Annotated in this window: 18 protein-coding genes; 7 read left to right on the top strand and 11 right to left on the bottom strand. The window is 61.1% G+C overall.

Annotation, left to right across the window (positions count from 1 at the left end; genetic code table 11):
- Positions 1-120 precede the first annotated feature (120 nt).
- The 3 genes from deoC to ACXAH8_RS17385 are packed head-to-tail and all read left to right on the top strand — an operon-like array spanning position 121 to position 4299.
- Complete coding sequence (deoC, locus tag ACXAH8_RS17395) at positions 121-1119, top strand: deoxyribose-phosphate aldolase (protein WP_475220016.1); 999 nt, start codon at positions 121-123, stop codon at positions 1117-1119.
- A gap of 11 nt (positions 1120-1130) precedes the next feature.
- Positions 1131-3464: an aldehyde dehydrogenase family protein gene (locus tag ACXAH8_RS17390; protein WP_475220015.1), complete on the top strand. Its 2334-nt coding sequence runs from the start codon at positions 1131-1133 to the stop codon at positions 3462-3464.
- 25 nt (positions 3465-3489) lie between these two features.
- Positions 3490-4299 carry an SDR family oxidoreductase gene (locus tag ACXAH8_RS17385; RefSeq protein WP_170692073.1) on the top strand — a complete coding sequence of 270 codons (810 nt, stop codon included), beginning with the start codon at positions 3490-3492 and terminating at the stop codon, positions 4297-4299.
- 52 nt (positions 4300-4351) lie between these two features.
- On the opposite strand, the gene ACXAH8_RS17380 is transcribed toward ACXAH8_RS17385, so the two are convergent.
- From ACXAH8_RS17380 to ACXAH8_RS17345, 8 genes are all read right to left on the bottom strand, one after another.
- Positions 4352-4516 carry a hypothetical protein gene (locus ACXAH8_RS17380; RefSeq protein WP_475220014.1) on the bottom strand — a complete coding sequence of 55 codons (165 nt, stop codon included), beginning with the start codon at positions 4514-4516 and terminating at the stop codon, positions 4352-4354.
- Between the two features lie 209 nt (positions 4517-4725).
- On the bottom strand, positions 4726-6030 hold the full coding sequence (locus ACXAH8_RS17375) for a M16 family metallopeptidase (RefSeq protein ID WP_475220013.1): 1305 nt from the start codon (positions 6028-6030) through the stop codon (positions 4726-4728).
- A complete protein-coding gene (locus ACXAH8_RS17370) occupies positions 6027-7367 on the bottom strand; it encodes a M16 family metallopeptidase (RefSeq protein ID WP_475220012.1) in 1341 nt (446 codons plus the stop codon). Before ACXAH8_RS17370 ends, ACXAH8_RS17375 begins: the two co-directional genes overlap by 4 nt.
- An 82-nt stretch (positions 7368-7449) precedes the next feature.
- On the bottom strand, positions 7450-7965 hold the full coding sequence (locus ACXAH8_RS17365) for a DUF3035 domain-containing protein (protein ID WP_475220011.1): 516 nt from the start codon (positions 7963-7965) through the stop codon (positions 7450-7452).
- Between the two features lie 50 nt (positions 7966-8015).
- The gene (gene lspA / locus ACXAH8_RS17360; RefSeq protein WP_475220010.1) at positions 8016-8486 is read right to left on the bottom strand and encodes a signal peptidase II; all 471 of its coding nucleotides are present in this window, start codon (positions 8484-8486) and stop codon (positions 8016-8018) included.
- Positions 8486-10075: a bifunctional phosphoribosylaminoimidazolecarboxamide formyltransferase/IMP cyclohydrolase gene (gene purH, locus ACXAH8_RS17355; protein ID WP_475220009.1), complete on the bottom strand. Its 1590-nt coding sequence runs from the start codon at positions 10073-10075 to the stop codon at positions 8486-8488. The genes lspA and purH overlap by 1 nt, the downstream gene beginning before the upstream one ends.
- A gap of 22 nt (positions 10076-10097) precedes the next feature.
- Entirely contained in the window at positions 10098-11837 is a 1740-nt protein-coding gene (locus tag ACXAH8_RS17350) for a heparinase II/III family protein (protein WP_475220008.1), read from the bottom strand.
- Between the two features lie 90 nt (positions 11838-11927).
- Complete coding sequence (locus tag ACXAH8_RS17345) at positions 11928-13184, bottom strand: RsmB/NOP family class I SAM-dependent RNA methyltransferase (RefSeq protein WP_475220007.1); 1257 nt, start codon at positions 13182-13184, stop codon at positions 11928-11930.
- Positions 13185-13274: 90 nt separating this feature from the next.
- Between ACXAH8_RS17345 and ACXAH8_RS17340 the strand changes: the two genes are divergently transcribed.
- On the top strand, positions 13275-13457 hold the full coding sequence (locus ACXAH8_RS17340) for a DUF1674 domain-containing protein (protein ID WP_170459685.1): 183 nt from the start codon (positions 13275-13277) through the stop codon (positions 13455-13457).
- Positions 13458-13461: 4 nt separating this feature from the next.
- On the opposite strand, the gene ACXAH8_RS17335 is transcribed toward ACXAH8_RS17340, so the two are convergent.
- On the bottom strand, positions 13462-14316 hold the full coding sequence (locus ACXAH8_RS17335) for a LysR family transcriptional regulator (RefSeq protein WP_475220006.1): 855 nt from the start codon (positions 14314-14316) through the stop codon (positions 13462-13464).
- Between the two features lie 100 nt (positions 14317-14416).
- On the opposite strand from ACXAH8_RS17335, the gene tmpA reads away from it, so the two are divergent.
- Genes tmpA through ACXAH8_RS17320 form a run of 3 tightly spaced genes read left to right on the top strand, consistent with a single transcriptional unit; the run spans position 14417 to position 16805 of the window.
- On the top strand, positions 14417-15553 hold the full coding sequence (tmpA, locus tag ACXAH8_RS17330) for a 2-trimethylaminoethylphosphonate dioxygenase (RefSeq protein ID WP_475220005.1): 1137 nt from the start codon (positions 14417-14419) through the stop codon (positions 15551-15553).
- Positions 15550-16140 carry a (R)-1-hydroxy-2-trimethylaminoethylphosphonate oxygenase gene (tmpB, locus tag ACXAH8_RS17325; RefSeq protein ID WP_475220004.1) on the top strand — a complete coding sequence of 197 codons (591 nt, stop codon included), beginning with the start codon at positions 15550-15552 and terminating at the stop codon, positions 16138-16140. The genes tmpA and tmpB overlap by 4 nt, the downstream gene beginning before the upstream one ends.
- A complete protein-coding gene (locus ACXAH8_RS17320; protein WP_475220003.1) occupies positions 16137-16805 on the top strand; it encodes an ureidoglycolate lyase in 669 nt (222 codons plus the stop codon). Before tmpB ends, ACXAH8_RS17320 begins: the two co-directional genes overlap by 4 nt.
- Before the next feature lie 3 nt (positions 16806-16808).
- Here ACXAH8_RS17320 and ACXAH8_RS17315 read toward each other — a convergent pair whose 3' ends face one another.
- Together ACXAH8_RS17315 and dapB are read right to left on the bottom strand one after the other, a co-directional pair.
- The gene (locus tag ACXAH8_RS17315) at positions 16809-17918 is read right to left on the bottom strand and encodes an NADase-type glycan-binding domain-containing protein (RefSeq protein ID WP_475220002.1); all 1110 of its coding nucleotides are present in this window, start codon (positions 17916-17918) and stop codon (positions 16809-16811) included.
- Positions 17919-18012: 94 nt separating this feature from the next.
- On the bottom strand, positions 18013-18822 hold the full coding sequence (gene dapB / locus ACXAH8_RS17310; RefSeq protein ID WP_475220001.1) for a 4-hydroxy-tetrahydrodipicolinate reductase: 810 nt from the start codon (positions 18820-18822) through the stop codon (positions 18013-18015).
- Between the last annotated feature and the right edge of the window lie 69 nt (positions 18823-18891).

Genomic DNA, 18891 nt, shown 5'->3' with positions numbered 1-18891 from the left:
GCAACAAAATCCCAGCTTATTTGTCCAAATGGTCAAAAAAATACCGCAAGGCCGCTCTGCTGCCTTCCATTTACTGCCAAGCCGTGCGATTTTGGCGCAAACCTCCCAAAGGATGTGAGTATGGAAACGCAGAGCTCAGACAGCCCCGTGCGCACCGCGCATCTGCCGCAAGTGACCGAACCCAGAAACCCCGGCATGGAATTGGATCTGGATTGGGTCCGCGCCGTGCAGGCCAACACCTCAGCGATTGAGCGCCGCGCCGCGACCCTGCCCGGTCGGCGGTCCGTCAAGAAAGACTATCAGGCCGCGTGGTTGCTGAAAGCAGTCACCATGATCGACCTGACCACCTTGTCGGGGGATGACACGGTAGGCCGCGTGCGCCGCCTGTGCTCCAAAGCGCGCCAGCCGGTTTCCTCCGCATTGTTGCAGGCGCTGGACATGCCGCCTGTCACAACCGGGGCGGTTTGCGTCTATCATGACATGATCGAGACCGCCGTGGACGCGTTGAACGGCACCGGCATTCCGGTGGCGGCGGTGTCGACCGGGTTCCCGGCGGGCCTGTCGCCCTTCCACCTGCGCGTGGCCGAGATTGAGGAAAGCGTCAAAGCAGGCGCCGAAGAAATCGACATCGTGATCTCACGCCGTCACGTGCTGTCGGGCGATTGGCAGGCTTTGTATGATGAGATGAAGGCCTTCCGCGCTGCCTGCGGCGATGCCCATGTCAAAGCCATTCTGGCGACCGGAGAGCTGGGCAGCCTGCGCAACGTCGCCCGCGCCTCGTTGGTCTGCATGATGGCGGGGGCGGATTTCATCAAAACCTCGACCGGGAAGGAAAGCGTCAACGCTACTCTGCCCGTATCGCTGGTGATGATCCGCGCGATTCGCGACTACTATGACCGCACCGGGTATCGTGTGGGGTACAAGCCTGCGGGTGGTATCTCGAAGGCCAAGGATGCCTTGGTTTATTTGTCGCTGATCAAGGATGAACTGGGCGACCGCTGGCTGGAGCCGGACCTGTTCCGCTTTGGCGCCTCGTCACTTCTGGGCGATATCGAACGGCAGTTGGAACATTATGTGACGGGCGCGTATTCCGCCGGTTATCGTCACTCCATGGGCTGAGGAAAAGAACAATGACAGTCAAAGAAATCTTCGAGACCATGGACTATGGCCCTGCCCCCGAAAGCGCAGCTGAGGCGTTGGCCTGGCTGGTCGATCAGGGCGATGCGTTCGGTCACTATATCGACGGGAGTTTCACCAAACCGGGCAAAGGGTTCGAAAGCAGCAATCCCGCGACCGGAGAGGTTCTGGCCAAGCTGACCCAGGCCAAGCAGGCGGATGTGGACGCGGCAGTCGTAGCTGCCCGCAAGGCGCAACCCAAGTGGGAGAAACTGGGCGGCGCAGGCCGGGCGCGGTATCTCTATGCCATTGCGCGGCTGTTGCAGAAACATTCGCGCCTGTTCGCCGTGCTTGAGAGCATGGACAACGGCAAGCCGATCCGTGAATCACGTGACATCGACATCCCTCTGGCGCAGCGGCACTTCTACTATCACGCTGGTATGGCGCAATTGATGGAGAGCGAGCTGCCCGATGCTGCGGCCTTGGGTGTGTGCGGGCAGATTATCCCGTGGAACTTCCCATTGCTGATGCTGGCCTGGAAGATCGCGCCCGCGCTGGCGATGGGGAATACGGTGGTTCTGAAACCGGCTGAGTACACCTCGCTGACCGCGCTGCTGTTCGCTGACATCTGCTCGCAGGCCGGGCTGCCCAAAGGCGTCGTCAATATCGTGACCGGAGACGGCGCGGTGGGCGAGATGATCGTAAACGCGGACGTGGACAAGATCGCGTTCACCGGCTCGACCGTTGTGGGGCGGCGTATTCGCGAGGCGACCGCAGGTTCGGGTAAGGAACTGACCTTGGAACTGGGCGGCAAGTCCGCCTATATCGTGTTCGACGACGCCGATATCGATTCAGCCATCGAAGGTCTGGTCGATGCGATCTGGTTCAACCAGGGGCAGGTCTGCTGTGCAGGATCTCGCCTGCTGGTGCAAGAGGGCATTGCCGACCGCTTTCACGACAAGCTGCGCGCCCGGATGGACGGCTTGCGCATCGGTGATCCGCTGGACAAATGCATCGACGTCGGCGCGGTTGTGGACCCGGTCCAGTTGCAAACCATCAAAGGGATGGTCGAAAGCAACACCGTCGGTCACGTGCATCAGGCCGCCTGTGAACTACCCGAAAACGGCTGTTATTACCCGCCAACGCTGATCTCGGGGCTCGAAACATCTGACCCGCTGATGCAGGAGGAAATCTTTGGCCCGGTGCTGGTCTCCTCGACCTTCCGCACACCGGAAGAGGCGGTCGAGTTGGCCAACAACACCCGCTATGGGCTGGCGGCGACGGTCTGGACCGAGAACGTGAACCTCGCGCTGGATATCGCGCCCAAGCTGGTTGCTGGTGTGGTCTGGGTCAACGCGACCAACCTGTTCGACGCCGCCGCCGGGTTCGGCGGAGTGCGCGAAAGCGGCTTTGGCCGTGAAGGCGGTTGGGAGGGGCTGACGGCCTACACCAAGCCCAAGGTCAAGGCCAAGCCGCTGTCCAAGGTCGAGGCGGCGACGGGCGAAGGTGCCTCGGTCGACCCCATCGACCGCACCGCCAAGATGTATGTGGGTGGCAAGCAGGCGCGGCCCGACGGAGGCTACTCGAAACCCGTCTGGGGCAAATCCGGCCTGCTGGGCCATGTGGGTTTGGCCAACCGCAAGGACGTCCGCAACGCGGTAGAAGCCGCGGCAGGCGCGAAAAGCTGGTCCAAGACCACCGGTCATCTGCGGGCACAAATTCTGTACTATATCGGCGAAAACCTCTCGGCCCGCGCGGGTGAGTTCGCTGCGCGCATCGACGCCATGACCGGCAAAAAAGACGGCGCGAAAGAGGTTGAAGCCTCGATCCAGCGCCTGTTCACCGCAGCCGCCTGGGCCGACAAATACGACGGTCAAGTGCATGGCGTTCCAATCCGGGGCGTGGCAATCGCGATGAAAGAACCCGCCGGAGTTGTCGGCGCACTCTGCGCGGATGAGGCCCCACTGCTGGGTCTGGTCTCGGCCATGGCGCCTGCGATTGCGATGGGGAACCGAGTGGTATTGGCGGCATCGGAGCCGTATCCGCTGGCGGCAACGGATTTCTATCAGATCCTCGAAACCTCGGACGTGCCCGCAGGTGTGGTCAATATCCTGACCGGCAGCCATGCGGAATTGGCGAAGCCGCTGGCCTCGCATCTAAACGTGGATGCGGTCTGGTCATTCTCTTCGACGGATCTGTCGAAAGAGATCGAGGTCGTCTCAGCCGGGAACTTGAAACGGACCTGGGTCAATAACGCGACGGCATTTGATTGGAGCATGGACCATTCCCGCCGCTTCCTTCAGGCTGCGACCGAAGTGAAAAACATCTGGGTGCCCTACGGCGAGTAGGGCCCCCGCATCACGGGAGGCCCACATGGACTTTGCAAACAAAACCGTCATCGTCATTGGCGGCACCAGCGGAATCAACCGGGGCATTGCCGAGGCTTTTGCGGCATCGGGCGCCAAACTTGCCGTTGCCAGCCGCTCGCAAGAGAAAGTAGATGACACCGTCGCTGCGCTGAAAGCTGCAGGCGCGGCAGAGGCCATCGGTGCGGCGTTTGACGTGCGCGATCCGGACGCCGTGGCGGCGGGGTTGAAACAGTTCCATGATGCGTTTGGCGATTTCGACGTGTTGGTGTCAGGTGCGGCGGGGAATTTCCCGGCGCTGATGTCCGAGATGTCGGTCAATGCGTTCAAAACCGTTGTCGACATTGATCTGATGGGCACCGTTCATGTTTTGAAAGGGGCCTACCCTTACCTCAAACGGCCCGGTGGCAGCATCATCAACATCTCGGCCCCGCAATCCTATCTGCCGTACGAAGGGCAGGCTCATGTCTGCGCGGCAAAGGCGGGCGTTGATCAGATCACCCGAACCCTGTCCATGGAATGGGGCGTCGAAGGCATCCGTGTGAACTCGGTCGTGCCTGGTTTCATCGAGGGCACCGAAGGGGCCAAACGCCTTGCGCCAACACCCGATGCGGGCGAAGCGCTGCGCAAGGACGTTCCATTGGGCCGTTGGGGCCAACCGCAGGACGTGGCCAATGCTTGCCTCTTCCTCAGCTCTGACATGGCCAGCTATATTAGCGGCACGGTAATGGCGGTTGATGGAGCCTTGTATCAGCGCGGCTCGGGCAAGTTTGGGCAGATGATGGGTCAGATGCTGCGTGCGGCGAAAAAGGGCTAAAGCTTGAAGGCTGAATGTTCAGCCGTAGGGCTTTGTTTCGGCTACAGCTACCTCAAGAGCTTCTGAAATAGATCCCTGCGGCGACCAGCAGCGAGGTCAGGACGCCGGCCACCACGTAAAGTGCAAAGGCGCTGAGCAGGGAATGGCCGAGAATCAGAGCGGCAGCAAAGGTCAGCAACCCCGCAACTGTGCCCAATCCCATTATCGCAACTACCATAGCGTCACTATCCATCCCAAGCTGTGACAAGAGATGAGGACGAAGGGAATCTCATCTCATATTCCGATTATCACAGAATTCTCGACATTTCTGGCTAAAGTATGGCCAAGACGCGTTAACGGTAAGTTAAGGCGAAGAGTTGCCGATCCGGTAAGCGGCGCATCGCTCGTTATCAATAGGTATCCTGCCCTCAGCGTGGGGAGAGGGCGTCAGCCGTCCACCCCTTCGGGTTTTCCGACGATGGTGAAGTGCAGGCCCTCCGGGTCCAGTAGTTCGGACGCCACGCGGTTTATCTCATCCAGCGTCACCGCATTCACCTTGTCGTTGCGAGTCGCGATATAGTCGATCGGCAGACCTTGCATCTGCATCCCGACCATGATCCCGGCAATACGGCCGTTGCCATCAAACCGAAGCGGATAGGCGCCGGTCAGATAGGTCTTGGCGTCGTCCAGCTCCTTCTGGGTTACACCCTCGGACGCCGCTCGGGCCCATTCGTCGCGGATCACCTCGACGGCTTCGGCGATGCGATCGTTGGAGGAAGAAACTGAACCCAAATAGACCGAGGCCAGATCCTTGGGCGCCAGATAAGAATAGACGCCGTAGGTCAGGCCGCGCTTTTCGCGCACCTCTTGCATCAGGCGGCTTTCGAAACCGCCGCCTCCAAGGATATGATTCAGAACAAAGGCCGCGAAGAAATCGGGATCATCCCGGTCGATCCCTTTCTGCGAGAACAGCGCCACGGATTGCGGCGTGTCGAATTCGACCACGCTTACGCCACCCTCGATCTGAACCTCGGCTTTTTCCGGGATCGGTTTGCCAGTGTCGGGCAGGTCCAGCAGCAAGGTATCCAGAAGTACGCCCAGCTCTTCTGCGGTAATGTCGCCGACAGCGCCAACGTAGAGGCGATCCTTAGCAAATACGCTCTCATAAGCGGTGACTACATCGTCGCGCGTCAAGGCTGCCACGGTTTCAAGTGTGCCTTTGCCCTCGGACCCGTAGGGATGATCACCGTAAGCCATAGCGGCAAAGCTGCGACCCGCTATATCGTTCGGATCGGTCAGGTCCGAGCGCAGGCCGGACAGGATCTGCGCCTTGACACGTTCCACAGCGTCTTCGTCAAAGCGCGGCTCAAGCAGGGTCGTGCGCAGCAGATCAATCACCTCGTCCCGGTTTTCGGTCAGGAAACGTGCCGAGATCGAAACCGAGTCGTCCCCAGCATTGTAGGTGAATGAAGCCGCCAGCGACTCCAGCTCGCGCGCATAAGTGCGTGCATCCATATCACCCGCGCCCTCTTCGATCAGGCCGCTCATCAGGTAAACCGAGCCGCGCTTGTCCAGGTCATCCAGCGAGGTGCCGCCGCGAAAGCGCAACTCCAAAGCCGCGAAGGGGATCGAGTGATCCTCAACCAGCCATGCTGTGATGCCACCGGGCGAGGTGACCTCTTGGATTTCAATCTCGGCCCATGCGGGCAGCGCAATGACAAAGGCGATCAGGGTTGCAAATATGCGTTTCATTGGGTCACCTCATCATCCTTCATCAGCCAGCCGGTGACCGAGCTTTCCAGTTGCAGAACCTCACGGGCGGCGGCGATGATTTCATCCCCGGTCACGGCCTGCAGGACGTCGGGCCAGGCCTGCACATCCTCAACCGTCAATCCGCTGGTCAGAGCGCGACCATAGCGGTTGCCGATGCCGTCCACATTATCACGGGCATAAGTCTGCGAGGCGCGCAGCTGCATCTTGATCCGATCAAGATCTTCTTCGTTCACGCCCTCGGCGATGAACTCCGCCACGACCCGATCCATGGCATCCTCGGCCTCTTGCAGCGAGACGCCTTCGGCCGGAACCACCAACAGGTCAAAGGTGGTGTCATCCAGCGAGACCCCCCGGTAGAACGCGCCTGCATAGGTCACGACCTGATCTTCGAATTGCAGTTTCTCGTTCAGATATGAGGTCGTGCCGCCCCCAAGCAGTTCGGCCAAAAGAAACAGGGCTGCCGCTTTCTCCTGCGCGCCCGGATCGCGTTCCGGGGCCAGGTAGCTGCGCTGCACATAGGGCTGCGACACGCGTGGGTCTTTGTAGGTCAGGCGACGTTCCGCGGTTTGCGGTGGCTCCTGCGAGCGGATGCGTTCCGGCAGGTCCAGATTGGCCGGGATCACACCGTAATACTGATCCGCAAGGCTGCGCACCTCGTCCGGGTCGACATCTCCGGTCACGACAAGGATGGCGTTATTGGGGGCGTAGTGCGTCTGGTAGAAGGACAGCGCGTCCTCCATGTCCAGCGTCTCCATCTCATGCCGCCAGCCGATGATCGGGACGCCATAGCGGTGGTTGAGGTATTGCGCCGCGTTCATCTGCTCGCCAAACAGCGCGCGCGGGTTGTTGTCAGTGCGCTGGTTCCGCTCTTCCAGAATCACGTCGCGTTCGGTGGCAATATCGTCTTCGGACAGGCGAATATTCCGCATCCGGTCCGACTCCATCTGCATCATCAGCTCCAGCCGGTCGGCCGCGACGCGCTGGAAATAGGCCGTGTAGTCATAGGACGTAAAGGCGTTGTCATTGCCCCCATTGGCCGCAACCGTGGCCGAGAACTCGCCTGGTGCCAGAGTATCGGTGCCCTTGAACAGCAGATGTTCGAGGAAATGCGCCACGCCGGACGACCCGATAGGCTCATCGGCCGATCCCGCGCGATACCAGACCATGTGCTGCACGACCGGCGCGCGGTGATCCTCGACCACGACGACATCCATGCCGTTGTCCAAAGTGAAGGTTGTGACCGCCTCTTTCCCGTCCTCGGCCAGGACCGGGGTGGCTGCAATCAGGGCGGCAGATAGTGCCAAAGCCCGAACCATGGGGCATCCTCCGTTTCGTTTCTAGAACTCAAACTACGGTGGAGCCCGGCGGGATCAAGGGAGATGACAGAAAGTTAAAGAATTATTCATTCGGAGGTGAAGATGGAGTCTCTACCCCAATGCGACGGGCCGCATCGGTCTCGACAAAGGGATCAATCGACTGACGTTCGTAAACCTGCTGGTAGCGATCGACCGGGAACAGCCGCAGACCGGTCCAACGGCCACGGCGCTTGCGGAAGGCTTCATCGTCAGCTTCGACCACGGCGCGCGCGTTTGCCGGCACGCCATAACGGCTTGAGGCAGTCACGAGCGCGGCATCCGACGAAGGGATCGCCGCATTCGGGTTGAGCGCCGACGCGTTGCCCCCAAGGGCCACCACGGCATCTGCATTCGGATTCGGATCCGTCAGGTTGCCACCGCCCGGTGTGGGGGCCGGCAGAAACGCATAGTCTTTCGGCTGGGTCAGGGGTTTTACCGGCAGCACGGAGAACTCATCCGGCCCTTCCCCCGGAGGGTCAAGATCGCGCAGGCCGGGGTTGTTGCAACCTGCAACGGCTGCAACAAGGATCATGGCAAGTAGGGCGCGCGAAAACCGCATCAGAGTCTCCAACCTGTTTCAGGTGCTTTTAACGCATCTCTTCGGGCGCGTCACGAGGCCTTTTTTCTGTCGAACAACACAAGTCCGATGGCACCGGCAAAGATGAACACATCGGCCAGATTGAACACGAAGGGGTTGTTGATGCCACAACAGGACATGTTCAGGAAATCCAGAACATAGCCATACAGCACCCGATCAACCACATTGCCCAGCGCCCCGCCGACCAGCAGCCCGCCACTCAGCAGCATCACCTTGGTCGGGGCCGACCGCCACAGCCAGATCGCAACCGCGATGCAGACGGCCAAGGAAATGCCAATCAGAACCCACCGCGCTGCATCTGAGTTGCCTTGGAAAAGGCCAAAATTGATCCCGCGATTCTCGCCGTATTTGAAAACAAGCAGCGGCGGCAGAACGTCGATATTGCCCTCAGCCACGCGCATCACGTGAACGACCAGATATTTGCTGATCTGGTCGATCAGAAATGCCATGATTGCGGCCCAGAGCAGAAGACGACTGCGCATCAGTGGCGGAAGTGGCGCATGCCGGTGAAGACCATGGCCAGACCGGCCTCGTCTGCCGCAGCGATCACTTCGTCGTCGCGCATTGAACCGCCAGGCTGGATCACGCAGGTCGCACCTGCCTCAGCCGCTTCCATCAGACCGTCTGGGAAGGGGAAGAACGCATCCGAGGCCACGGCTGAGCCGATGGTCAGCGGCTGCGGCAATCCCAGCACATCGGCCATACGCTCGGCTTTCTTTGCCGCAATCAGCGCCGAGTCGACGCGGCTCATCTGGCCTGCGCCAACCCCGACGGTCGCCCCGTCCTTGACGTAGACGATAGCGTTGGATTTGACGTGTTTGGCGACTTTCCAAGCAAACAGTAGGTCTCGCATCTGTTCGTCGGTCGGCGCCTTCTTGGTGACCACTCTCAGGTCATCCATGCCGACCAAGCCGTTGTCCTTGTCTTGGACCAGAAGGCCACCGGCCACCTGACGCACGGTTTTCCCACCGGCGGTCACGTCCGGCAGAGCCTCGGTCGTCAACAGGCGCAGGTTCTTCTTGGCGGCAAAGATCTCCTTGGCCTCATCCGAGGCACCGGGGGCGATGACGACCTCGGTGAAGATACCGGTGATCTCCTGCGCTGTCTCCGCGTCCAGAGGTTGGTTCAACGCAACAATGCCACCAAAGGCCGAGGTCCGGTCGCAATCGAACGCAGATTTATACGCGTCCAGCAAGGTCGCTCCGGTCGCGACACCGCAGGGGTTGGCGTGTTTGATGATCGCGCAGGCGGCAGTGTCAGCCGGGTTGAACTCGGCAACCAACTCGAACGCTGCGTCAGTGTCGTTGATGTTGTTGTAGCTCAGTTCCTTGCCCTGATGCTGCAGGGCGGTCGCCACGCCGGGGCGGTTGGTGCCATCGGTATAAAACGCCGCCTGCTGGTGGCTGTTCTCGCCATAGCGCAGGGTCTGTTTCAGCTCACCGGCAAAGGCAAGGCGCTTGGGGGCCTCCAACTGCAGGGCATCAGCCATCCAGTTCGAAACAGCTGTGTCATAGGCCGCTGTGCGGGCATAAGCCTTTTGCGCCAGCCATTGGCGGAAGCCATAGGACGTCTTGCCATAGTTCTCTTCCAACTGGTCCAACAGCGATGAATAGTCTTCGACATCCACAACCACGTTCACGAAAGAGTGGTTCTTGGACGCCGCGCGGATCATCGCAGGGCCGCCGATATCAATATTCTCGATGCAGGTGTCATAGTCTGCCCCTTTGGCCACCGTCGCCTCGAACGGGTAGAGGTTCACGACCAGCAAGTCGATCGCACCAATGCCATGTTCTTCCATGGCCGCCACGTGGCTGTCATTGTCGCGCAGCGCCAGAAGGCCACCATGAACCATCGGGTGCAGCGTTTTGACCCGACCATCCATCATCTCGGGGAAGCCGGTGATCTCGCTGACGTCCCGAACCTCAAGCCCCGCATCACGCAGTGCCTTGGCGGTTCCACCAGTGGACAGCAACTCGATTCCACGCTCGGCCAGCGCCTTTCCCAGCTCGATCAGCCCGGTCTTGTCGGAAACGGAAAGCAACGCGCGGCGCACGGGGTGAAGGTCGGTCATGGGTCCAAAGGTCCTTTTGGCGTCAGTCGAATTCGGGTTCGTCCCGGTGCATGTCGCGCACGGCATAGGCTGTATCCTGCGCCTTGCTCAACGTCCACTGGATGCGCGTCGCATACTCCATTGCGCGGCCAGATAGAACGATCTGTTTTGTCGCGCGCGGCTTTAAACGCCCTTTTTCAAGGTAAACGCTTGGCTCGACAGACAATTTTCCCACGCCATCATGGCGAAAAACCCAGATCTCGCCACTTTTGAGGGCCATCGACACTGCGGAGCCGCCCAAATCCACGGCCGCATCCACATCCGGGTGCAGATGAAACCGGATATCAAACCCGACACCTGAAAGGCCCGAGGCATCCATCGCCTTGTCAAACTGCCGCTTGGATTTGTCGCTTGTGGTCAGCAGGATGTCCTCGCCGGTCAGCTCACGCCCGTCAAAGCGCAGCTCGAACGTGCGCGCGTGGGTCAGGCCGAAAACCTTGGTATAGCCATCGTTGCCAACCATGAAGCGGATGCCCTCGAACGCGTCCTCGAAATCCACGGGAACGTCTTGCGGCGCATCCACCAGCGCCTGCCGCTCGCTACCCGTCACAGGTTTGGAGAGACGCGCGCTGGAATATCCATCCAGACAGAGCGTGGAATGAGACGGCGTGGCCCGTCCCGCCCGACGCCAATCCAGACCGAAACTGGCCCCAGAGCCACAATTGACGATCAGCGGACGACGGCCCGAGGTCAGCTCGAACGCCGTGGTTGAGGCATGCGCGTTCAGCGAGGCCGCGCCAGCGGGCGGAGGGCTGGCATCCACAATCACCGTCGTGCGGGCGGCCGAGAGCCGGGCAAAACCCATGGGCAATTCCGTCGCCGCCTTGTGCTTGACCCCGCTTTGGGCCAGCGCTTGTTCCAAGCGGCCTTCAACCCCGCGCCCGCCGCCATGGAACCGGGCCAGAGCGCCATCCGCATGGCGCAAACTGCGCAGGGTAGGCGCGATCCGCTTGATCGCAGCGGCCTGCGCCACCGGCGTGCCGCGCCCAAGATCGCTGAGGGCGGCGGAGGTCCAGCCGAGTAGCGTAAACACCTCAAGCAGTTCTTCGGGGTTGCGCGTCGGGATGCCGCCCTGTTTGTCGACCTGCCGTTCGCATTCGCGCGCCAGCGCACGCAGGGCGGGATCGGCCATCCCCTCCAACCCTTGAAGGGCCAGTCCGGCCTGAACCAGACCGGCCAGTGCCTCAAATCTCGGCAATCCCGGCGTTGCGGCATGGGCGCGTTTCGACAGAAACCATGTTTGTTGCGCGAGAGACCGGAAAAACAGTTTGCTCTGCGCCTCGTCTGCGCCGCGCAGCAAGAAGGACGCGTGATTGATCCAACGCATGACGCGCCGTCCGGTCAGATCGGGAACCCATCCCGGCCCCTGTCCGCGCCCATGCGCCTCGATCCAGCCCCAGACCCAGCGCTGCGCCTTGTCTCGCGCCCGCATATCGCCGACAGCCGCCAGATCATCCAGCCAGGCAAAGCCGTGCCTTTCATCGTCAAAGCCCAGACTGGGGGCGGTGACCTCCCACAGGCCAGTATCCTGCGCCTCGACGAGATATCCGGAGAACAGCAGGTTGCCCGCCACCAGCTGACGACCACGGGCAAAAGACCCGACAGTGCGCGGTTCAGGCTGCGTGACAAACCCCGTGACCGCCTTTTGCCGCTGGCTCAGGCGCGCATAGAGACGGTTCTGGAACCGCATCCACCGGCTGGTCATGGTGTCCGTATCTGACATGACGCTCGTTACTCTGCCTCTTGCGCTCTGCTGGCGCTTGAGACCCAACGATAGACCGCGCCGATCGTCAAGTCATCGAAAAGCATGCGCTCAGGCGGATTTGTTCAGGCAGGCGATGTAGAATCCATCCATCCCACCACGATCCGGCCAATAATCAGGCCGCAGGCGCAGGCCGCCTTCCTCGGTGATCCAGTCCTGTTCGACACCGTCGCGCTTCGACGCGTCGCGATCCACCGCCATGTCCGTGTACATGTCCAAAGCTTCTTCGACCTGCACCTCGCCCTCGTCAGGCAGCAAAGAGCAGGTGCAATAGACCAACCGCCCGCCTGGCTTGAGCAGGCTCCAGGCATGGGCCAGCATCTGTGTCTGCAACTCGATCAAACCGCCGAATTCCGAGCCATCCTTGGCAAAGGGCAGATCGGGGTGGCGGCGGATCGTACCGGTTGCAGAACAGGGCGCGTCCAGCAGGATCGCATCATATTGACCCTGATGTTCCAGCGCGTCGCCCGCAATAACAGTTGCCTCCAACCCGGTGCGCAATAGGTTTTCGCGCACCCGCTCTAACCGCTGCTCCGAGACATCCAGTGCCGTCACCTCGGCACCAGCAGCGGCCAGTTGCAGCGTTTTGCCCCCCGGCGCGGCGCAGAGGTCGAGAATTTTCTCACCGGCCTGCGGGGCCAGCACGCGTACAGGCATCGCCGCCGCCGCATCCTGCACCCACCAATCGCCCGCGTTGTAGCCCGGCAAGGCCGAAACCTGCCCCGCATCCTGCACCCGCATTGACCCCGTCGGCAGAGCCTGACCCGGCGCATCCGCCCCCGGTTTGGCCGTCAGATCCAGTGGGGCGGCTGCGAAATGCGCCTGCTCCATACCAGCAACGGCCTCTGCCCCCCAGGCCATGACCAGCGGATCACGCAGCCAGTCCGGCAGACGCGGCACGCGCATCTTGGGCCAAGCGTCTGGCCCTTCAGCGGCCACCTTGCGCAGCACCGCATTCACCAATCCTTTGAGACGCCCATGCTTGCGCGAGCGGCCAACAATTTCGACCATGGAATTCACCACACCATGCGCGGCCTCGCCGTGGCACAGCTCGACCGCGCCCAGACGTAACGCATTGTGGACGGTCAGCGCTGGGGTGCGGTTTAGGTGATTGTCGAGCAGCCGGTCCGCACGCTCGAGCCCGCGCAGGGTTTCCAGCGTCAGGCGTTGCGCCCGCGCCCGGTCTTCCGGGGCTAGCCGGTCCAGCGCGCCTGCGGCCAGACATTCGGACAAAAGCCGCCCCTCGCCCAAAATCTGATCCAGCAGATAGATCGCGCTGCGTCGCGCCGCCGTTGCATTGTCGGACATGGAACCGCCTTTTGATGTGCTTGTGGTCCGCATTGCCTTTGGCGGACGGTGGCGTATATCAAGACCGTGACCGGAAAGGAACCCGATGTCATGAGTGACGACACCAAAGATCTACCGCCCGCAGCCCAGCGCGCACTGGCCGAGGCCGCCGAGCGTCGCCGCAAGGCTGAAGCCGATGCAAAAGACATGCCGAAAGAGCTGGGCGGGCGTGATGGACCAGACCCGGCACGTTATGGCGATTGGGAGAAAAAGGGCATCGCCATCGACTTCTGATCGTTTACCCGCGCAGCGCTTGCAGGAAATCATCCAACAACGCGCGTTGCTTTTTCGATTTGGCCCGCTCCTCAGGCCATGTCAGCCAATAGCCATCCTTGGTCTTCAGCTCTGGCAGGTCGAGCCTGCGCAAACGCCCGTTCTGCAGGCTTTCAGCAGCGAGGGGCACTGATCCCAGAACAACCCCCAATCCCTGCCGCGCGGCCTTCATAGCGTGCCCGACGGAATCAAAGCTGATCCGGCCCTGCGGCAGGTCCTTGATCCCCGCGCCCTGCGCCCAGTCCTGCCAGCCGGGCCGCTCGCCCCGCAGATCAATCACCGGCGCGCCCCATGACACATTTGGCGCAGCCATCGGGGCCAGCACCTCGGGCGCGATCAGCTTGGCCTTGCGCCCCGGCCAGACACCGCGACCGTAGCGGATTTGCAGCCATGTCCGCTCTTCCTCCAGCGACGTTCTGCGTGTCACCGAATCTGCCATCACCCGCACCTTGGGCCGCATGGTCAGAAAGGCAGGCAAGGCTGGCAGAACCAGTGCGTGGATATGAGAGGAAAGCCCCGCGACCCGTAGCTCTCGTGGGGATTTACCGAACAGGTCTTCGGTGTTGCGCTCCAGCGCCTGCAGGCTGTCTTGCACCAGCGGCAGATAGCTTTCGCCTTCGATGGTCAGCGACACGCCCCGCGCCTCGCGCACAAAAAGCGTACGCCCGAGCCAGGCCTCAAGGTTGCCAATCCTCTGGCTGACCGCGGCCTGCGTCAAACCGAACTCACGTGCAGCGGCCGAGAAACCGCCCAGTCGACCAGCCGCCTCGAACACCCGCAGCCAGTCAAGAGGCGGCAAACCGATCTTTTCCTTAGCCATTAGAAAAACCAACCCTCAGACGAAATAAGCATTAATTGTGATAATGGCATGGGGGGCGTATCCCCTTCAAGTAAAATCCGCGCTGAACAGGAGAGACCTCATGCTGCGCACCGCCACCTATGACCCTTCGGTTGTAACTATTGAATTCACCGACGGAACCTCAGCCCGATTTCATGCCATTTGGTTGCGCGACAACGCGCTTGACCCGGACACCCGCGCGCCGGGCAACGGGCAGCGTCTGATCACCATTGGCGACATTCCCGAAAACACCTCAGTTAGCGCGGCCGAGGTGATCGACGGTGACCTGAGCGTCACCTTCCAGCCGGAAGGTAAAACCGTCACCTTCCCCGACGCATGGCTGGCCGATCACGTCTACGATCATGATCAAAGCGCCCCGTTCGGTCGCATCGCCCCCGGTATCACCACATGGGAAAGCGGCATCGCAGCCCCCAGCGGCGACTGGAACGCGGTTCACGCCGACCCGAGCGCCAAACGCAATTGGCTGGCGGCTGTGGCCGAATACGGTTTTGCCAAACTGACCAGTGGCCCGACCGAGCCCGAGTCGCTGCTGAAGGTGGCCGACCTTTTCGGCTATGTGCGTGAGACCAACTACGGCCCTTATTTCGAGGTTCGGACAGAGGTGAACCCAACCAACCTCGCCTTTACCGGGCTGGGATTGCAGGCCCACACCGACAATCCCTATCGCGATCCGGTGCCGACGCTACAAATCCTCTACTGTCTTCAAAACAGCGCCGAGGGCGGCGACTCGATCGTGGTTGACGGGTTCCGCGCCGCCGAGAAGCTGTGCGACCAGAATCCCGAGGGCTTTGCACTGCTGGCAGGCTACCCGGCGCGGTTCGAATACAAAGGCTCGGACGGGGTTTGCCTGCGGTCACGCCGCCCGATGATAGAACTGTCACCCGATGGCGAAATCATCGGCATCCGGTTCAACAACCGCTCCTCCGCGCCGTTTGTGGATGTGCCCTTCGACAAGATGGAGGCCTATTACGCCGCCTACCGCCAGCTGGGGGACATCATCGACGACCCTGCGATGGGCGTGTCGTTCAAGCTGGAACCGGGCGAGAGCTTCATCGTCGACAACACCCGCGTGCTGCATGCGCGACTTGGCTACTCGGGCGCAGGGTCGCGGTGGCTGCAGGGCTGCTACGCGGACAAGGACGGGTTGCTGTCCACTCTGGCCGCTATGGACATGGCGCAGCCGGAGGCGGCGGAATGAAACCCGATTTCACGACCCTGAACCGCAACAATATCGTGGCCTTCATCGGCGATATCTTCGACCGCCGCGGTGGCGAGGAATATCTGGGCGAGCCCGTGACCATGGCCGAACACATGCTGCAAGGGGCTACCATCGCCGAACAGAACGGCATGCCCGAAGAGATCATCGTTGGTGCCCTGCTGCATGACATCGGCCACTTCACCTCGGAATTCGGGACATATCACCCAGATGATAGCGAGGACCGCCATCATGAAGACGCAGGTGCGGAAGTGCTCGAGCAGTTCTTCCCGTCCGTCATCACCGATTGCTGCCGCTACCACGTGGCGGCCAAACGGTATCTTTGCGCCACAAAGCCCGAGTATTTCAACCGGCTGTCCACCGCCTCGGTCCACACGCTGGAGCTGCAAGGCGGCCCGATGAGCGCCGAGGAAGTGACCGCGTTCGAGGCCAACCCGAACCTTAAAGAGATCATTCAGGTGCGATATCTCGATGAGGCCGGAAAGCGCGCGTATATGGAAACCCCTGACTTTGCACATTTCGCCCCGATGGTGCAGCGTATGGTCGACAAGCATTTGGGTACGCCATGAACGCCCCGGAATATATTTTTGAAGCCAGCACCAAACCCTCGCTGCCGTGGCACGAGGTTCCCCTGATCCGTGCCACGGACGCTTCGGTCAAAGGCTATGGCTGTCTGGTCGATGACCCCGAAGGGTTCGAGATCGAGATCACCCGCTGGCCGCAGCAAGGCTGGCGGCCCATCGACGAAGGCACCGGCGATGAAGGCGGCTGGGTCGAAGGCACGTTCCATGGGCAGTGGAAAGGCGATGTCCTCTACGGTCGAAACGAAGCAGTGGGGGGACATTATGTACTGGGCTGGTCAACTGATCCTCAGCAGGCACAGGTCGAGCGGCAGAGCGCACCGCGCGATCAAGTCCTTTTGTGGCACATGAACTATCACCCAGACGGCGGGCAGATGTTCTGGCCGCTGGACAACAAGCCTTTCATCGTGCCCGCCGCCCTACCGGGCGACAATCTGACACCGGAAAAGGTGGTGGCCTTTTGGTGCGATGGCTCACGCGGCCTCTATATCAACCCCGGCATCTGGCATGAGGGGATTTTCCCGGTCGAAGACAACCAGCGCTTTCTCGACCGTCAGGGCGCGGTTCACGCCCGCGTCAGCGCGGATATCGGCAAAGAATTCGGCGTCTATCTCGCCTGCCCGCTGCGCGCGGACAAGGTTAAGGATCTTTGACGATCACTCGAAGACAAGCTCGGTAATCGCCGTGTCCTGATAGTGCGTGCCGGGGTAGACATCGGTGATCTCGAACACGACCCAGGATACGGCACCATAATTGGCCAAAGCACTGGTCTCTTGCCAGTCAGATGTGTCGTCGATGGTGAAAGATGTCGTGGAACCATTCGAAAAGCTCAACTTCAGCTCGCGCACACGACTGTTGCGGATGAAGGTCCGTTCCGATTTGGCATAGCCGTTTCGAATTGCCCAGCGGTTGATCCGCGTGGGTGAATCAAAAGCCAGAACAAATGCTTCACCGTATCCATGGCCAGACACTCCTTCCACCCAAGCGGTGCGGTGGTCTTGGTCCGTCACATTTCGAGGGCCATAGCTGTTGCTGCCTTGCGCCTTCAAAACTGAACTGAAACACAAATCAGCCCACTGCCCGGCAACCGAAACACCGGTGCAGCTGTTCATAAGCCAACCCGGTGGCGGGGGCACTTCGGGTGCAGGCGGCTCAGCCGTTGGTGTCGCAGTGGATGGCGCCTGCCCATTGCGTCGCAGCCATCCGCGCTCAACCGCTGCAAGGCGCTGATGGCGGGGCGGATGGGTCGCTGACCCTTGTGCGGGCAGGGTCTCCCACAGGGACTGAGCCTGCGTCAGGTTGGCCCCAAGTGCGGCAAGAACGAATCCGGCGTATTCATCCGCCTCCAACTCGGTGGGCGGGCGCGACCCTCCTTCGATGATCGTATGTCCCTGAAGATGATGACCGACCTCATGGGCGATCACACCATAAAGCTGCCAATAGGCGTTCGGGTCCGCTTCGTATTGCGACAGCCAGTCCGGGTTGAATGCCAAGTACCGTTGTTCTTTGAAGATTACAGCCGCTGCGTTATCGACCTCGGTGGTTTCCAGCACCTCGAAATTCGGCAACAGGCCAGACACGGCCAGGATACTGTCCACCACACGCCAAACCTGCTGCACCGAAAACGCGCTGGACTCGCTGAAGCGGGGCTTTTGCAGCGTGACTTCCATACAGCCCTCAACCGTGCAAACCACCTGCTGGTCCTCGGCCAAAACGCTACCAGCGGCCAGCGAAAGCAGAAACGCCCCTGCGACGGACTTGACCAAAGCACTCTTCCCCCTTGCCTTACGAGGCAAGCATGGATCGAGTCCCCGCGTCAGGTAAAGCCCACGTTCAAAAAATCTCATTGGTTGTGTTGGTTTAGAGCCCCAGAACATCCACCATGTCATACTGACCCGGTGCCTTGCCCTGCCCCCACAGCGCCGCCTTCAGCGCGCCGCGGGCAAAGATGGCGCGATCAGTTGCCAGATGGCGCAAAACGATCCGTTCGCCGGGCGCGGCGAACAGGACGTCATGTTCACCCACGATGTCTCCACCGCGAATGGCGTGGAAGCCTATGTCTCCGCGTTTACGGGCGCCGGTGATGCCATCGCGGCCCCGGTCGGCCACATCCGGCAGCTTGACACCACGCCCTTCAGCAGCAGCCTCACCCAGCATCAGCGCTGTGCCCGAGGGCGCATCGACCTTGTGGTGGTGATGGCCTTCGATCACCTCGATATCGAAATCTTCATCCAAAGCCGCCGCAACCTTTTTGGTCAGTTGCACCAGCAGATTGACACCAACGCTCATATTCCCCGCCCGCACGATCACCGCATGGCGCGAGGCAGGCTCGAGGGCAGCGATCTGTTCTTCGGTCATGCCGGTGGTGCCGATCACATGCACACACCGCGCCTGGGCAGCCAAAGCAGCAAACTCCAACGTCGCTTCGGGCGCGGTGAAGTCGATCACCGCCTGCGCCTGCGCGAAGGCTTCCAGCGGATCGTCTGTCACAGTCACGCCCAGAGCCTGCCCGCCCATCGCGGTACCCACGTCCTGACCGATCCAATCGTGGCCCGCGCGTTCGACCACTCCGACAAGACGGGCCTGATCGCTATCAGTCACGGTCTTGATCAGCATCTGCCCCATACGGCCCGAAGCCCCTGTGATAACGATCCCCGGAATATGGGTCATTGCGCTGGTCCTTTTCGCTAAGTCGGCTCAAAGCCTCCTACCCGGTTCGCGCCCGCTTGGCAAAGGCTC

This window comes from Ruegeria sp. ABV3_008, from assembly GCF_056161185.1.
Note: the sequence above shows the minus strand (reverse complement) of the source record. Positions and strands in the feature narration are given on the sequence as shown.

Bases quoted from the DNA above. Each gene is read 5' to 3' on its own strand.
- ACXAH8_RS17380 (WP_475220014.1), bottom strand. From the start codon at position 4,516: ATGGTAGTTGCGATAATGGGATTGGGCACAGTTGCGGGGTTGCTGACC.
- ACXAH8_RS17365 (WP_475220011.1), bottom strand. From the start codon at position 7,965: ATGCGGTTTTCGCGCGCCCTACTTGCCATGATCCTTGTTGCAGCCGTT.
- purH (WP_475220009.1), bottom strand. From the start codon at position 10,075: ATGACCGACCTTCACCCCGTGCGCCGCGCGTTGCTTTCCGTTTCCGAC.
- ACXAH8_RS17390 (WP_475220015.1), top strand. From the start codon at position 1,131: ATGACAGTCAAAGAAATCTTCGAGACCATGGACTATGGCCCTGCCCCC.
- ACXAH8_RS17335 (WP_475220006.1), bottom strand. From the start codon at position 14,316: ATGGCTAAGGAAAAGATCGGTTTGCCGCCTCTTGACTGGCTGCGGGTG.
- ACXAH8_RS17350 (WP_475220008.1), bottom strand. From the start codon at position 11,837: ATGTCAGATACGGACACCATGACCAGCCGGTGGATGCGGTTCCAGAAC.
- ACXAH8_RS17320 (WP_475220003.1), top strand. From the start codon at position 16,137: ATGAACGCCCCGGAATATATTTTTGAAGCCAGCACCAAACCCTCGCTG.
- ACXAH8_RS17340 (WP_170459685.1), top strand. From the start codon at position 13,275: ATGAGTGACGACACCAAAGATCTACCGCCCGCAGCCCAGCGCGCACTG.
- ACXAH8_RS17345 (WP_475220007.1), bottom strand. From the start codon at position 13,184: ATGTCCGACAATGCAACGGCGGCGCGACGCAGCGCGATCTATCTGCTG.
- lspA (WP_475220010.1), bottom strand. From the start codon at position 8,486: ATGCGCAGTCGTCTTCTGCTCTGGGCCGCAATCATGGCATTTCTGATC.
- tmpA (WP_475220005.1), top strand. From the start codon at position 14,417: ATGCTGCGCACCGCCACCTATGACCCTTCGGTTGTAACTATTGAATTC.
- dapB (WP_475220001.1), bottom strand. From the start codon at position 18,822: ATGACCCATATTCCGGGGATCGTTATCACAGGGGCTTCGGGCCGTATG.
- ACXAH8_RS17370 (WP_475220012.1), bottom strand. From the start codon at position 7,367: ATGGTTCGGGCTTTGGCACTATCTGCCGCCCTGATTGCAGCCACCCCG.
- ACXAH8_RS17375 (WP_475220013.1), bottom strand. From the start codon at position 6,030: ATGAAACGCATATTTGCAACCCTGATCGCCTTTGTCATTGCGCTGCCC.
- ACXAH8_RS17385 (WP_170692073.1), top strand. From the start codon at position 3,490: ATGGACTTTGCAAACAAAACCGTCATCGTCATTGGCGGCACCAGCGGA.
- tmpB (WP_475220004.1), top strand. From the start codon at position 15,550: ATGAAACCCGATTTCACGACCCTGAACCGCAACAATATCGTGGCCTTC.
- deoC (WP_475220016.1), top strand. From the start codon at position 121: ATGGAAACGCAGAGCTCAGACAGCCCCGTGCGCACCGCGCATCTGCCG.